This window comes from Microbacterium sp. LWO12-1.2 (genome assembly GCF_040675875.1).
Lineage (GTDB): Bacteria > Actinomycetota > Actinomycetes > Actinomycetales > Microbacteriaceae > Microbacterium.
This window is the reverse complement of record NZ_JBEGII010000001.1, coordinates 3082776-3096172: the sequence shown is the minus strand read 5'-3', so window position 1 is coordinate 3096172 and position 13397 is coordinate 3082776. Positions and strand designations below refer to the sequence as shown.

The window sequence follows — 13397 nt, the reverse complement described above, 5'->3', positions numbered from 1 at the left end:
GGTGTGCGATCAGCCTTTGACGGCCGCGCCGAGGTCGGTGGCGGTGAAGAAGCGCTGGAAGACGACGAACAGGATGACGACGGGGAACGCGAGCGCTGTGGCACCCGCGAGGATCGCCCCGTTGGGGTTCGCGGTGGACTGCGCGACGTTGGAGATGTAGTTCGCGAGGGAGACGGCGAGCGGTTGCAGCGTCGCATCCTTCGTGATCAGGAACGGCCACAGGAACTCGTTCCAGGGGCCGATGAAGGTGACCAGCACCACCGTCACCAGCACGGGACGGATCAGCGGGATGGCCACCGAGGTGAGCAGACGGATCTCGCCCGCCCCGTCGATGCGGGCGGCCTCGAAGATCTCCACGGGCAGGGCCTTGAAGAACTGCACGAAGATGAACACCGCCGTCGTGTTGATCAGGAACGGCAGGATCATGCCCATGTACGAGTCGCCCAGGCCGTAGTTGCGGGTGATCTGCACGTAGAGCGGGATCATCAGCAGCTGGAACGGCACCATCTGCACGAGCAGCATGAGCACCCACACCACGCCGCGTCCGCGGAAGTCGAGGCGGGCGATCGCATAGCCGGCCAGCAGTCCGAACACGACCGTGCCCAGCAGGACGCCCGCCGTGAAGATCAGCGAGTTGAGCAGCGAGCCCATCAGGTCGATGCGCGAATCGATCGCGATGAAGTTGTCGACCGTCCAGCCGCCGGTGGGCAGCAGTTCGCTCGGCGAGTTCGTCGGGTTCTCCTGGAACGCTCCGACCAGCATGAAGTAGAACGGGAAGGCGAACCCGATCGCCGCGACCGTGAGCAGGATGATGCTCAGGATGCGGGGCAGTGAACGTCGGCGTTTCATCATCGCTCCCTGGTTGCGCGGTTGGCGGCCAGCGACAGCATCCCGACCAGGATCACGAGGATCATGCCGATCGCCGCGGCCGTGTCGGGGTTCTGCTGCTGGATGCCCAGCTGGTAGATGAGCAGCACCGGGGTGGAGGAGGCGCCATCGGGGCCGCCGCCGTTGGTGAGCAGGTACGGCTCGGTGAAGAGATTGGCTCCGGTGATGATCGAGAGGATCAGCACGAGCGTGGTCGCGTTGCGCACCCCGGGGATGGTGACGTGCAGGAAGCGCTTGAGGGCGCCTGCGCCGTCGGTCTCGGCCGACTCGTAGAGCTCCTTGGGCACGTTCTGCAGCGCGGCCAGGTACAGCAGGATGTAGAACCCCAGCTGCTTCCAGGTCACGTACAGCGCGATCATCGGCATCGCCAGTCCGCTGTTCACGAGCCACGAGGGGTCGGGAGCCAGTGGACCGAGAACGGTGTTGATCAGGCCGTTGCCCGAGAACAGCAGCATCCACACGCCCACGAGCGAGACGCTCGCAGTCAGGTACGGCACGTAGAACGCCACGCGGTACGCGGCGACCCAGCGGATGCCGGTGTTCAGCGCGGCGGCGAGCACGAGAGACAGCACCGCGGTGAGCGGCACGTTGATCACGAGGAACACGAGGGTGTTGCGGAACGCGTCCAGCACCCGCGGGTCCGTGAGCACCGTGACGAAGTTGTCGAAGCCCACGAATGGGCGGTCGACCTCGACGTTGGGTGCCGTGAAGAAGTAGTCGTGGAAGGCGATGTAGACCGCGAACGCGAGCGGGTAGGCGAAGATCGCGATCACGAACACGAAGTACGGCAGCGTGAAGAGGCCGCCGATCGGTTGCGCACCCAGCCATCGGGTGCGCAACCGCCGGTTGTCGGTCACGGCGTCACTCGGCGACGAGCTTGTCGATCTTCTCCGCCGCGTTCGCGAGGAAGTCGTCGATCGAGTTCTTGCCGAAGATCACCGCGGCGGAGTACTCGTCGCGGAAGGCCTGCCAGGCTTCGACCGAGTTGGGGATGCTGGGCACATCGGCGGTCGCCTCGGCCTGCTCCGCGAACGCGACGTAGTTCGGGTTCGCGTCGAAGTAGTCGCCGTAGGTCTCGGTCAGGTCGGTGCGCATCGGCATCTGTCCGGTCTGCTCGAGCAGTTCGCCGTCGCTCTCGACGCTCGTCGAGAACTGCAGGAACTCCCACGCCGTGGCCTGGTTCTCGCAGGCCGTGAACATCGAGACGCTCTTGGAGTCCGCGAACGTGATCGGGTTCTCGCGGCCGTCACTCGTCGGCACCGGCATGAAGCCGACGTCGACCGTGTCGGCGTACGACGGGATCGCCCAGGGGCCGGCGAGCTGCATGGCAGTGGTGCCGGCCGACATCGCGTCGTCCGTCGATGCTTCGTTCGGCGCGAGCTTCTCGTCGTAGAACGTCTTCCAGAACTCGGCGACCTCGCGGCCGGCATCCGAGTCGAACGTCGACTTTCCATCTTCCACGAGCATGGTGCCGTCGGTCTCGGCCAGGTAGAGCGGGTAGAAGTCGAACCAGGGCTGGTAGAACTCGCTGGTCGGTGCCGGCCAGATCGCGCTCTGCACGCCGGACTCGACGATGGCGCGGGAGCCCTCGAGGAACGCGTCGTAGGTGTTCATCTGCGGGTCTTCGGGGTCGATGCCCGCCGCCTCGAACAGGGCCTTGTTGTACATGACCATGACGGGGTTCGACTTCCACGGCAGCTGGTAGAAGCTCTTGTCTGTCGCGTAGGCGTCGACCGAGCCGCTGCGTTCGGTGATGTAGTCGCTGCCGCCCTCGAAGGTGCTGAGGTCGACGAGCCCGCCCTGCTTGACCCAGCCGGAGACGGCGGCCGGAGCCACGTTGTAGACCAGGCACGGTGCGGTGCCGGCGGTGATGGCGGCGGTGATGGCCTCCTCCGATGAGGAGCCGGCGGGGATCTCCTGCGCGGTCACCTTCTCGTCGGGGTGCTCGGCGTTCCACGCCTCGACGACGGCGGTGCCCCAGGCGACCTCCTGCTCGTTGTTGGAGAGCCAGACGTTGATGGGGCCGGTGCCTTCGGCGGCACCGGTGTCACCTTCTCCACCGCCTCCGGCGGAGCATCCGGTGGCGACGAGCGCGACGGCGCCGATGAGCGCGGCTGCACGGATCTTCTTCATGGTGTCCTCCTCGACACAGTGGGTGATGCGGCCGACGGTGCGGCCGTGCTCTCGCGGAAGTGCACGACGTTGCAGTCGACGATCTCGGTGCGCGGGTGCGCTCCGAGGATGTCTGCCCGCAGCAGGCGGGCGGCGGCGCGGCCTCGGGCCGCGGGGTCGGATGAGACGCTGGTGAGCGCCGGGGACAGATGCGCCGACAGGTGATCGTCGTCGAATCCGGAGATCGCGAGGTCGTCGGGGATGACGAGGCCCTGCGAGCGGGCGAACGAGAGGCCGGCGATCGCCATGGTGTCGTTCGAGTAGACGATGGCGGTCGGACGCTGGGGGAGGGCGAGCAGCTCCTCGGTGAGGGCGCGACCGCTGGCGGCAGTGAAGTCGCCCTCGCGCAGCAGAGTGTCGTCGCCGATCGTGTCGATGTAGGCGTCGGCGCGTGCGCGGGAGTGCACGTAGTCGAGGGGGCCGGAGACGTGGGCGATTCGTTCATGGCCCGCGGCACGCAGGTGCGCGATGATCTCGCGGACCGGCGCGGCGTCATCGGTGCGGACGCACGAGAACGCGGTGGGCTGCTCGTATGCACCGACCAGCACGGTCGGAAGAGCGAGATCGTCGAGGAACGGCACGCGCCAGTCGTCGTCGCGCAGGTCGAGCAGCAGGGCACCGTCGGCGCGGCCATGGGTGAGTGCGCGGTAGGCGCGCTCCTCGGCATCCCTGTCGGGCACGACCTGCAGGATCAGCGCGGTCTCGGTCTCGGACAGCACCGACTCGACCCCGGCGATGAAGGCGGGGAAGAACGAGTCGTTGGCGATGACCTCGGGATCTCGAGCGAGTACGACGGCGACCGCGTTGGCACGGCGGGTGGCGAGGGCTCTGGCGCTCTGACTCGGCACCCAGTTCAGCTTCGCGGCCGCAGCCAGCACCTTCGCCCTTGTCTCTTCCGAGATGGGGCGATTGCCGCTCAGCGCGTGCGAGACCGTGGCCTTGGTCACGCCGGCCTCGCGAGCGACATCGGCGATCGTCGTGCGGCTCATGCCACCTCCTCGTGGAAAGACCCCGTTCAGAGCGGGGGTACGGCAGCGAGCGTAAACCGGTTTGATAGCGGAAGTCAATGGGGTTGCCGAGGTCCCCCAGGTGTAGGGGACTGGGCATCCTGGGGGACGTCAACCCCCATCGCGGGTGCCCGTCGACGTGCTGCTTCTCGTGCGCCCAAAACATGGTCTGGACAGCGGCCCCCAGAGGGTCGACACTTGTCGCATTGGGGTGTGACGCTGGGGTCACGCGCCTCAGAAACGGGGATTGCCATGATCGGTCCTGTCCAGATCGAGCTGCCTGATGGCAGCAACGTCGACCTGTTTCTGCTGCGGTTCAGCAAGGACGGCACGTTGCTCAGTCGACAGACCGCGGCGATGGCTGTCGAGCGCGCGCGGAGTGCGACCGACGTGTACGTGTTCTCGCACGGCTGGAACAACGTGTTCGCCGATGCGAAGAGGGAGTACACGAAGTTCATCCAGGGCTACATCGCTCAGCGCGAGGAGCTCGGGATCCCGGTGCCCGATGACTACCGCCCCGTGCTGATCGGCATCATCTGGCCATCGACATGGTTCGTGAAGCAGTCTGAGGAAGGGCCCGTGATCGCGGCGACCGAGGGGGCCGACGATATGGCTGAGGGGAGTATCGAGGTACTCCTCGACGAGGTCGGCGACTCGCTCCCTGCCGAGAACCGCGCCGCGCTGACGGAGCTCCTCGACGGTGTCGAGCTGCTCGATGAGAGCGAGGCTCGTCAGGCGGCGGGTCTCGTGTCCGGTCTCTGGAAGGATCGGGACGAGACATCGATGGGACCGCCCGATCTGAATCAGATCCTGATGGCGTGGGCAGCGCTCGACGGCAACGTCGAACCGTATGACGATGACGGCATCGCCGGGGTCATCGACGAGAACGCACCCGACAGCGATGGGGAGCGATTCGTGATCGCCGGGGGTGGCTTCGACCCACGCACGATCCTCCGCTTGGCGAGCGTGTGGAAGATCAAGTCCCGCGCCGGCCTGGTCGGCAGACACGGCGTCGGGCCTGTGCTGGCCGACCTGCTCGAGAGCACGGCGCGGTTGCACCTCATCGGCCATTCCTACGGCGCCCGGGTGCTGCTCTCCGCGATCGCTCGGACGAAGCTCAGCAGATCCGTGCATTCGCTTCTCCTGCTGCAGCCCGCCGTGAACCGCTGGTGCTTCGCGAAGAAGGTGGCCGAGACCGGCCGGAAGGGGGGATACGCGAACGTGCCGGAGCGGGTCGAGCGTCCGATCATGCACACCTTCTCACGCCACGACTTTCCCCTGCACGAGGTGTTCCACCTCTTCGTCCGCGGCGACAACCTGGGTGAGTTCAACGCGGCGGCCATCGGCGATACCGACACCTACGGTGCGCTCGGCGGCTACGGGCCGAAGGGGGTCGCGTTCGCCACGAGGCCCGCGCTCGCCGCAGGGGAACGGTATGAGCTCGACGGCGGGATCGTGGCGGTCGACGGGGGAGGCGTGGTCGACGGGGAGAAAGCCATCGGCGGCCACGGCGACGTGAACAAGCCGATCACCTGGTGGCTGCTGCACACGCTTACCGCGAGATGAGGCAACAGCCGTGGCCGACCAGATCATGTGGAAATGGAAGCTCGCGGCACTCCACGTCGCACTCGACCTGAGCGAGCGTACCCCGCAGGTGCGGTCGCGGCTCGCCGGGTTCATCGATGGGCAGGAGCAGACCTTCTGGGAGCGCACAGATCGCCTGGAGGACTTCGGCCTGGATGTCTCGGCCGACGTGCAGGGGCGCCTGCGGATGCCGTCGGCGCTGAGCCGCGCGGTGGAGGACACGATGGGGGCGGAGCTGCGGGCCGAATCGGCGCTGTGGCTGCGTCTCGAACCGCCCTACGGTTACCTCGGCGCAGCGCCCTGGGAGCAGCTGGGTGAACGCATCCGCATCCCCGTCATCCGTGTTCCTGACCATCTGCCGGTGTCGGTGCGGCTGGGGCGGATGCATCGCATCGCGGTGATCGTGACCCAGCCGCCGCGTGCACGGTGGGGTGCTGCGCACGCGCGGGCGCTGGCGCAGGCTCTCGACGAGCGCATCCCCGGCGTCGCGATCGAGCTCTTCCCGGATGCGAGCGCCGCTGTACTTCTGCGGGACGAGCGGCTGCCGGCATCCGTCACACTCCATGATCCGGCACATGCGCCGACGACGGCCGTGCGCATCACGCGGGGTCCGCGCTCGGTGCCGGGCCTGCGTTCCCTCGAGTCGGATGAGGATCCTCGGTTGCTCTGGATGGAGTGGATCACCGGAGAGCTCGCCGACCGCGCCGTCTCGGCGGTGCACGTGGCCGCGGTCGGGATCGCCAGCGCCGAGCGCTCGATGCTCGCCGTTGCGGGGCATCCGGGACCGGATGCGGTCGACCTCCGCGGTTCCGTCGATGCGGACGACCTCTGGTTCCTGGCCGACATGCTCGGGGCCTCGACTGTGTCGGTCGCCTCCCCGGAGCCGCGTCGTGTCGACGTGGGCGCGCGGATGGTGGCCGACCGCCTCGGGCAGCTGCGGCCGGGGCCGACCCTGTTCAGCTCGATCCGTCAGGACCCCGACGCCACGGCGCTCGCCGACATCCATTCGTTCCTTGCGAGCAGGGAGGAGCGGCAGCTGCCCAGCGATCCGTCGTGGTTCGGTTACCTGCAACCTGAGGCGATCGTCGATGCGCTGGACGCACCGACTGCTGAGCCCGACCAGGCCGGGGCGGAGGCGCCGCTGCTGCGGGCGATCCTGCTTCCTGGGGTGCCGGCGGCATCCGCCTCCCGGATGCCACCGCCCCTTCCGCCGCCCTCGACCTCGCTCCCGGAACTGGCAGGGTCCGGATCCTACGAGGAGCTCGTGGAGGTGCCGCGCTGGGCGGCGTCGGCATCGCGGTTCATCGAGACGCGTCAGGCTGAGATGATCTCCCGCGCATCGTCGGAGGAGACCCCGGCCGCGCAGACGCACGAGACTGCGACCGGCCAGGCGCTCGCCGACATCCAGAGCCTGGTGCAGCGGCACCTCGGAGGCACCTGATGGGCATGATCGTCGCGTTCAACCCGGTGGACAAGGCCTCGGCGATGGTCTCGTTGTTCAAATCGTCGGTGGAGATCGAAGACATGGATGTGCCCAGACGAGTGGTCATCAAGCCACTGCAGGGAGCCGACGCGAAGGCGAGGGGTGAGGAACTGGCCCGGCTGCTCGGCCGGCACCGTCCGACGAAGCAGGCGATCGATCAGGCCCTCGGAGTGGATGCCGACACCGAGCCCTCGACCATCTACTTCCGCCTCGCGTCGCCGGCCGCCGACGCGCTGCCGTGGGAGCAGTTGTACGTCGAACCGCGCGGCTTCGTCGCTCTCGACGCACGCTGGCCGATCGCGCGCGTCGCCCGCCGTGTGCACGAGGTCGGTCAGCGGACCTTCGAGCCACCGTTCCGCATCGTCGCGGTGCTCTCGGCCGCCGAGCGTGACGGCGTGCCGCAGCTCGATGCGCTCGCGACCGCGATCGTCGCGGCGCGCGTTCAGGGGCTGCAGGTGGGCGTGCATGTGATCACCGGCGATCCGGCGGTCGCTGCGCGTGTGAAGGAGCTCGCCGATCCGGGGATCACGGTCGAGACGATCGCCACCGATCCGGTCGCGGTCGTTCGGCAGATCGCGGCCGCCCGACCTCACCTGCTCCATGTGCTGTGCCACGGCGGCTATGCAGCGCCCGGTGTCATGGGGCTCTCGTTCGCCACCCGCAGGGACTTCCTGTCACGGGCGAAGACGGGCAGGGTCGCGGTGTCGGTCGACATGGTGGCGGCAGCGCTGAAGAGCGAGGACCCCTGGCTCGTCGTGCTGGCGGCGTGCGAGACCGCGAACGCCGCGGCCGCACCCTCGATCGCGCACGAGCTCGTCAACAGCGGCGTTCCCGCCGTCATCGGCATGCGCCGCGTCGTCGACCTCTCGGCGACCGATGCGTTCTGCGCGCGGGTGTATCCGGAGCTGCTGGCCATGGTCGCCGCCGCGGCGGCCGCCGACGGCTCTTCGCATCACCGGATCGAGTGGGCGCCGGCGTTGACCGCGCCGCGCCTGGCTGCTGCAGGGGGTGCTCCTGCTCGCGAGGACGGCTGGTCGGATCCGGTGCTGTACGTGCTGCAGGAACACCTGCTCGTGTACACGCCGGCGGCAGTCGACTCGCACGCGCGAGAGCGCGCGGCCCTGCGGGATCGGCTGGCGGAGTACGAGCTGTTCGCGAAGACCCTGGATCCGCGGTCGACGCCGAAGGAGATCATCGTGACCGTGACGAAGGAGATCACGCGACTGCGGAAGGCGCTCAGCGAGGTGGAGGCATGACCTCCCACGTGGCTCTCCCGCGCAGCATCCAGATCGATGCGTGGGCGGGGAAGCGTGCGAGCGGGCGCATCGCCGAGGGGGGACTCGCGTGGGGGGCGGCGCCGCTCGGAGGGGCGCAGGAACCGCTCGATCTGGAGGCACCGGCGGACCCGACGCAGTGGGCGCATGAGGACGTCGGCTACGGCATCCTCGTTCCGGATGACGATGCCGGCGAGTGGACGAAGGCGAAGGTGACCGGCGCCGACCTCGCCCCCTCGCTGCGTCGCCTGCTCTCTGCCAGGAAGAACACGGTCGTGCTGCGCTGGCGACCCGCGCACGGCGCCACCAGGGTGCGGCGCTACTACCCGGACGGACGTGCGAGCGATCTGCGGATCGGCCTCACGTCGTTCGGGACCGGGATCGAGAGGCTGCCGCGTTACGTGCTGATCGCGGCTCCTCCCTCGGCGATCCCGTGGGAGGTGCAGTACGCCTTCGCGCTGCGCCACGCGGTCGGGCGCCTGCCGTTCGCCGGAGACGACTTCGCGCGCTACGTCGACGCGATGCTGGATGGACCTGACGGATGGGATGCGGCGCCACCTGCCGGTGGAACGGCGGCGGTCTGGGCGGTCGACCACGGATCCCGCGACATCACCCGGCTCATGAAGACAGCCCTCGCCGAGCCGCTGGTCGCGGATCTCACCGACCCGCGCATGAAGGTGCAGAGCCTGAAGGATGCCGACGCCACCGGCGACCTGTTGCTGAAGGCCTTGCGCGCCCGCCCGACGCTGGTCGTGACTTCGAGCCACGGCGCCACGCCGCTCGATCAGGCCGAGATGACCCGCACCCTCGGGCTGCCTGTGGATCGCGACAAGAACACGCTCCCGATCGACGACCTGGTGGCCGAGATGCCGTCCGGCGCGGTCTGGTTCTCGCAGGCCTGCTGCTCGGCCGGTGCGGACGGGCAGAGCAGCTACAGCGACCTGCTCGAGGAGGGGACGATGGCGCGGTCGATCGTGGACGCGGTGGCGCTGCAAGGATCGATCGTCGCTCCCGGCCCGGCGCAGCTGCTGGCCAGGGAGAAGCCGGTGCGGGGCGTGCTCGCCCACGTCGAGCCGACCTTCGACGTCACGCTGCGGGACCCTGCGACGAAGCAGCGATTCACGCACGACATCGTGGCGGGGCTGACCGATCACCTCCATTCGGGGCGACCGCTCGGGCTGATCCTCGCCGACTACTACGCCGGGATCGGGCCCATCCTGCGCGACTGGGCTGATCAGGCGGCGAAGTACGACGACCCAGGCACCGCCGATCCGGATGCGGCGGCGCGCGGCATGGTGCGACTGCGACTGACCGCATGGGATCGTCAGGCCGTGGTGCTGCTCGGTGATCCGACGGTGCACATCCCGGCGATCATCTAGGGGGAAGCGAGAGCTGTTGGCTGCGAACGCAGCGATCCCACACCGAGGAAGATGCCGGCCGCAGCCGCACCGAGGCCCACCGGGACATAGGTCCAGTCCGACGCATAGAGGCGATCTGAAGCCATGACGATGGTGGAGGCGAAGGAACCGATCGTCAGCACGCTGAGCGCCGCCCACTGCGAGGCCTTCCCGCTCTCGACGGCGAAAAAGGTGCCGACCAGGTATGCGATCGAGGATAGCGCTGCCCAGAAGACGAGCGGGATGGGGATCAGCAGCCCGAAAGTGAAGGGCCACGACCAGCAGATGAACCACCCACTACTCCCTGCGACGAGGAGTATCCACGTTCGTGGTTGCGAAAACCACCGGAAGGAGAGGCCCGATCCCACGAGGAGAAGCAAGAAGCCGCATCCCTGGATCGCGAAAAACGCCCAGAAGTAAGACATGAGGTAGAGCGCAACACTTGCCGCGATCGTCAGCCCGCCCAGTGAGATCAGTGCGCCACCCGAGAGCGGTACGAGTCTGCGGGTGCCCGTCATGCGATCTCTCCCGGATGCTGGCGCCAGCGACGTTGCTCTTCGTCGCGGTGGCGGCGGTGTCATCTCGGAGTATAGGGAGGTGTTCACCTTGACGTCTGTCCCCGGTTCAGGGGTCGGGTCCGGGGCGGCGGTGGCGCAGGCGTAGGTGCCGCGACCGGGGAAGCGAGAGACGGTCAGACGAATCGGACGGTCTGCTGCAGCCGGGTGCGCACGTCGAAGAGCTCGTTGCCGCCGATGGCCCGCGCGCCGGGAACGCCCTGGCGCAGCACCATCGCCAGCGCGCTGCGGCGCACCACGACGACGGGTACACCGCGGCTGGTGCCGAGCGGGGTCACTGCCTGGGCGAGGTCGTCGTCGGGGAGCACGATGATCGCGCCGCCGAAGCGCACGCGGGCGGCGCGGGCCACGGCGCGCATGCGCGAGAGCGTGCCGGTGACCGGGGCGCGCGTACCGAGGCTCGGGCCGGTGATCTCGCCGCGACGGAAGCCCACGACGCCGCCGAAGTCCTCGGACATGATTCCGTACAGGCCGGAAGGGCTCAGCACCACGTGGTCGAGCTTGTCGTCGGCATCCTTGCCCGCATCCACGTCGTGCCACACCGTGAACCCCATGCCGAGATCCGAGACCGTGCGGGCGGTGGACTCCTCGGCCAGAGCGTCAGCCAGCATGCGACGCAGCTCGCGCGGTGCCGAGCGCACCAGGGCGGGGTCGTACGGGTCGGGGACCTCGACGCCGCGGCCGGCCCACTCGCGGATGAGCACCAGGTAGCGCTCGCGCCGCCAGCCGCCGGGGTGGCCGTAGGAGCGGGCGCGGGGTCGGGTGTCGGCGCGCGCGGTCGGCGGCCGCCATCCGCTCCACGTGGTGTCGGTGGCCACGCCGGTGCGCCGGTCGTAGGCCGCGCGGTCGTCGGGGGTGCCGACCAGCTCCCAGGCGCGCTGCACCTGGATGAACACGGCGGCGTCGCCACCCGTGTCGGGGTGCGTCTGCCGGAGGCGAAGCCGATACGCGCGCCGCAGCTCGGCGTCGTCGACCGTGGCTTCCACGCCGAGGATCTCGTACGCCGAGGCGGAGAGCGGACTGTCGAACATCGCTCTCCTTCCAGGTTCGCGGCATCCAGGATATCCGCCGTGGCTTGTGGGTTCGCCGGAGGCGGGTGTTCATAACTCCGCAAGAACCGAGGCATCGGCAGCGCGGACCCGCGTCATTCCGGGGTCGCCGGTCGCGGGGGCGACAGTTCTTCCTGAGTTGTGAACGGCGACCGCGGCTGCCGCGGCGACGGGTCGGGCTCAGTCCGGCACGTCGACGATGCGCTCGACGCCGATCACGGGTGTGACCGCTCCGGCGGAGGCTGCGGCAAGCTCATCCGTCAGCCGCGCGATCTCCGCCTCGGGCACCCACAGCTCGAGAGTGGCGAGGGCGGCGTACTGCGGCTCTCCGAGTGTCGCGTCGTGGTGTGTGGCCCAGTCGCGCAGGAGGTTGTCGTAGCGACCGGCATCCGCATGCGCCACCTCGATGCGCACCTGTGTGAGCGCCGCCCGCCGCACGAGGGCGGCGAGGTCGAGCGTCTCGGAGACCGCCGAGGAGTATGCCCGCACGAGCCCGCCGGCGCCGAGCTTCACCCCGCCGAAGTACCGCGTGACCACCGCGACGACGTCGGTCAGTTCGCGTCGTCGCAGCACCTCGAGCATCGGCACACCCGCCGTGCCCGAGGGCTCGCCGTCATCCGAGGACCGGGCCTGATCGCCGAGCAGCCCGGTGACCATGGCGGTGCAGTTGTGGTTCGCGTCCCAGGCGCGTTTGCGGATGCCGGCGATCACCGCCTCCGCCTCCTCGACCGAGCCGACAGGCTCGATGCGTGTGAGGAAGCGCGACTTGCGGATGCTGATCTCGTGCTCGACCGAGGCCGCGATCGTCGCGGGGTACGTGCGGGCGGAGGTCATCCGCCTCAGGATATCCAGTCCGTTTCAGCTCACCGGTCGACGAACGACATCTGCTGCGGGTTGTAGCGGTCGCCGCTGACCCCGACGCGTGTGGCGAGACTCGAGAGATCGGCGACTTCGTCGGCGGAGAGCGCGACGGTCGTGCTTGCCGCATTCTCGGCGATACGGCTCGTGCGACGTGTACCGGGGATCGGCACGATCCAGGGCTGGCGGGCCAGCAGCCAGGCGAGCGCGATCTGCCCCGGTGTCGCGCCCTTGGCCGTCGCGAGCTGAGCGACGTGGTCGACCAGCGTCTGGTTGGCCGAGCGGTTCTCCGCACTGAATCGAGGAATCGTCGCGCGGATGTCGCCGGACGCGAAGTCCGCAGCCGTGTCGACGGTGCCCGTGAGGAACCCCTTGCCGAGGGGGCTGAAGGGCACGAAGCCGATGCCCAGCTCGGCGAGCGCGGGCAGGACCTCCGCTTCCGGATCGCGCGTCCACAGCGAGTACTCGCTCTGCAGTGCGGTGACCGGCTGTACGGCATGAGCGCGGCGGATCGTGTCGGCCGACGCCTCCGACAACCCGAAGTGGCGCACCTTGCCTTCACGGATAAGGTCGGCGACGGTGCCGGCGACGTCCTCGATCGGAACGGCAGGGTCGACGCGGTGCTGGTAGAAGAGGTCGATGGTGTCGGTGCGCAGGCTCCGGAGCGATGCCTCGGCCACGCGCCGGATCTGCGCGGGACTGCTGTCCAGGCCCACGCTCGCGCCGTTCTCGATCCGCCACCCGAACTTGGTGGCGATGACGACGTCGTCGCGGATCGGCTCCAGCGCCTCGCCCACGAGCTCCTCGTTCACATACGGGCCGTAGACCTCAGCCGTGTCGAAGAACGTGACGCCGTGATCCGGTGCCGAGCGCAGCACCGCGATCATGTCGTCGCGGCTTCCGGGATTGGGGCCGTAGCTCTGCGACATCCCCATCGCGCCGAGGCCGATGGCCGAGACCTCGAGCCCCTGACCGAGAGTGCGTGTGTGCATGAGCGATCCCTTTCCGCGCCGCGGGGTCATCTGTCATCCGACGGCTTTGCGATAGACGCTACACACCCGCGCCCCGATGAGGGAGGGCCTGGCGAAACCCCTCAGACCGCAGATGCGC

At 68.8% G+C, this 13397-nt stretch carries 12 protein-coding genes; 4 read left to right on the top strand and 8 right to left on the bottom strand.

What is annotated here, in order from left to right:
- Positions 1 to 9: 9 nt before the first annotated feature.
- Genes MRBLWO12_RS14820 through MRBLWO12_RS14805 form a run of 4 tightly spaced genes read right to left on the bottom strand, consistent with a single transcriptional unit; the run spans position 10 to position 4049 of the window.
- Positions 10 to 852, bottom strand: a complete 843-nt coding sequence (locus MRBLWO12_RS14820) for a carbohydrate ABC transporter permease (RefSeq protein ID WP_363556777.1) — start codon at positions 850 to 852, stop codon at positions 10 to 12.
- Complete coding sequence (locus MRBLWO12_RS14815) at positions 849 to 1745, bottom strand: carbohydrate ABC transporter permease (protein ID WP_363556775.1); 897 nt, start codon at positions 1743 to 1745, stop codon at positions 849 to 851. Before MRBLWO12_RS14815 ends, MRBLWO12_RS14820 begins: the two co-directional genes overlap by 4 nt.
- Positions 1746 to 1749: 4 nt before the next feature.
- The gene (locus MRBLWO12_RS14810) at positions 1750 to 3021 is read right to left on the bottom strand and encodes a sugar ABC transporter substrate-binding protein (protein WP_363556774.1); all 1272 of its coding nucleotides are present in this window, start codon (positions 3019 to 3021) and stop codon (positions 1750 to 1752) included.
- Positions 3018 to 4049: a LacI family DNA-binding transcriptional regulator gene (locus tag MRBLWO12_RS14805; protein WP_363556772.1), complete on the bottom strand. Its 1032-nt coding sequence runs from the start codon at positions 4047 to 4049 to the stop codon at positions 3018 to 3020. Before MRBLWO12_RS14805 ends, MRBLWO12_RS14810 begins: the two co-directional genes overlap by 4 nt.
- A gap of 270 nt (positions 4050 to 4319) precedes the next feature.
- Here MRBLWO12_RS14805 and MRBLWO12_RS14800 point away from each other — a divergent pair, with 270 nt between their 5' ends.
- The 4 genes from MRBLWO12_RS14800 to MRBLWO12_RS14785 are packed head-to-tail and all read left to right on the top strand — an operon-like array spanning position 4320 to position 9787.
- Positions 4320 to 5633: a hypothetical protein gene (locus MRBLWO12_RS14800; RefSeq protein ID WP_363556770.1), complete on the top strand. Its 1314-nt coding sequence runs from the start codon at positions 4320 to 4322 to the stop codon at positions 5631 to 5633.
- Between the two features lie 10 nt (positions 5634 to 5643).
- Positions 5644 to 7092, top strand: coding sequence for a hypothetical protein (locus MRBLWO12_RS14795; RefSeq protein ID WP_363556768.1), 1449 nt, complete (start codon positions 5644 to 5646; stop codon positions 7090 to 7092).
- Positions 7092 to 8390, top strand: a complete 1299-nt coding sequence (locus MRBLWO12_RS14790) for a CHAT domain-containing protein (protein WP_363556766.1) — start codon at positions 7092 to 7094, stop codon at positions 8388 to 8390. Before MRBLWO12_RS14795 ends, MRBLWO12_RS14790 begins: the two co-directional genes overlap by 1 nt.
- Positions 8387 to 9787, top strand: a complete 1401-nt coding sequence (locus MRBLWO12_RS14785) for a hypothetical protein (RefSeq protein ID WP_363556764.1) — start codon at positions 8387 to 8389, stop codon at positions 9785 to 9787. The genes MRBLWO12_RS14790 and MRBLWO12_RS14785 overlap by 4 nt, the downstream gene beginning before the upstream one ends.
- On the opposite strand, the gene MRBLWO12_RS14780 is transcribed toward MRBLWO12_RS14785, so the two are convergent.
- From MRBLWO12_RS14780 to MRBLWO12_RS14765, 4 genes are all read right to left on the bottom strand, one after another.
- Positions 9784 to 10323 (bottom strand): hypothetical protein, encoded by a 540-nt coding sequence (locus tag MRBLWO12_RS14780; RefSeq protein WP_363556762.1) that lies wholly within the window; start codon positions 10321 to 10323, stop codon positions 9784 to 9786. The genes MRBLWO12_RS14785 and MRBLWO12_RS14780 overlap by 4 nt on opposite strands.
- A 173-nt stretch (positions 10324 to 10496) precedes the next feature.
- The gene (locus tag MRBLWO12_RS14775; protein ID WP_363556760.1) at positions 10497 to 11411 is read right to left on the bottom strand and encodes a J domain-containing protein; all 915 of its coding nucleotides are present in this window, start codon (positions 11409 to 11411) and stop codon (positions 10497 to 10499) included.
- Between the two features lie 198 nt (positions 11412 to 11609).
- Complete coding sequence (locus MRBLWO12_RS14770; RefSeq protein ID WP_363556758.1) at positions 11610 to 12263, bottom strand: IMPACT family protein; 654 nt, start codon at positions 12261 to 12263, stop codon at positions 11610 to 11612.
- Positions 12264 to 12292: 29 nt separating this feature from the next.
- Positions 12293 to 13279, bottom strand: coding sequence for an aldo/keto reductase (locus MRBLWO12_RS14765; RefSeq protein ID WP_363556756.1), 987 nt, complete (start codon positions 13277 to 13279; stop codon positions 12293 to 12295).
- Positions 13280 to 13397: the final 118 nt, after the last annotated feature.

Excerpts from the sequence above, each read along its gene's own strand:
- MRBLWO12_RS14785 (WP_363556764.1), top strand. The coding sequence starts at position 8,387 with ATGACCTCCCACGTGGCTCTCCCGCGCAGCATCCAGATCGATGCGTGG.
- MRBLWO12_RS14810 (WP_363556774.1), bottom strand. The coding sequence starts at position 3,021 with ATGAAGAAGATCCGTGCAGCCGCGCTCATCGGCGCCGTCGCGCTCGTC.
- MRBLWO12_RS14770 (WP_363556758.1), bottom strand. The coding sequence starts at position 12,263 with ATGACCTCCGCCCGCACGTACCCCGCGACGATCGCGGCCTCGGTCGAG.
- MRBLWO12_RS14765 (WP_363556756.1), bottom strand. The coding sequence starts at position 13,279 with ATGCACACACGCACTCTCGGTCAGGGGCTCGAGGTCTCGGCCATCGGC.
- MRBLWO12_RS14800 (WP_363556770.1), top strand. The coding sequence starts at position 4,320 with ATGATCGGTCCTGTCCAGATCGAGCTGCCTGATGGCAGCAACGTCGAC.
- MRBLWO12_RS14790 (WP_363556766.1), top strand. The coding sequence starts at position 7,092 with ATGGGCATGATCGTCGCGTTCAACCCGGTGGACAAGGCCTCGGCGATG.
- MRBLWO12_RS14780 (WP_363556762.1), bottom strand. The coding sequence starts at position 10,323 with ATGACGGGCACCCGCAGACTCGTACCGCTCTCGGGTGGCGCACTGATC.
- MRBLWO12_RS14820 (WP_363556777.1), bottom strand. The coding sequence starts at position 852 with ATGATGAAACGCCGACGTTCACTGCCCCGCATCCTGAGCATCATCCTG.
- MRBLWO12_RS14805 (WP_363556772.1), bottom strand. The coding sequence starts at position 4,049 with ATGAGCCGCACGACGATCGCCGATGTCGCTCGCGAGGCCGGCGTGACC.
- MRBLWO12_RS14775 (WP_363556760.1), bottom strand. The coding sequence starts at position 11,411 with ATGTTCGACAGTCCGCTCTCCGCCTCGGCGTACGAGATCCTCGGCGTG.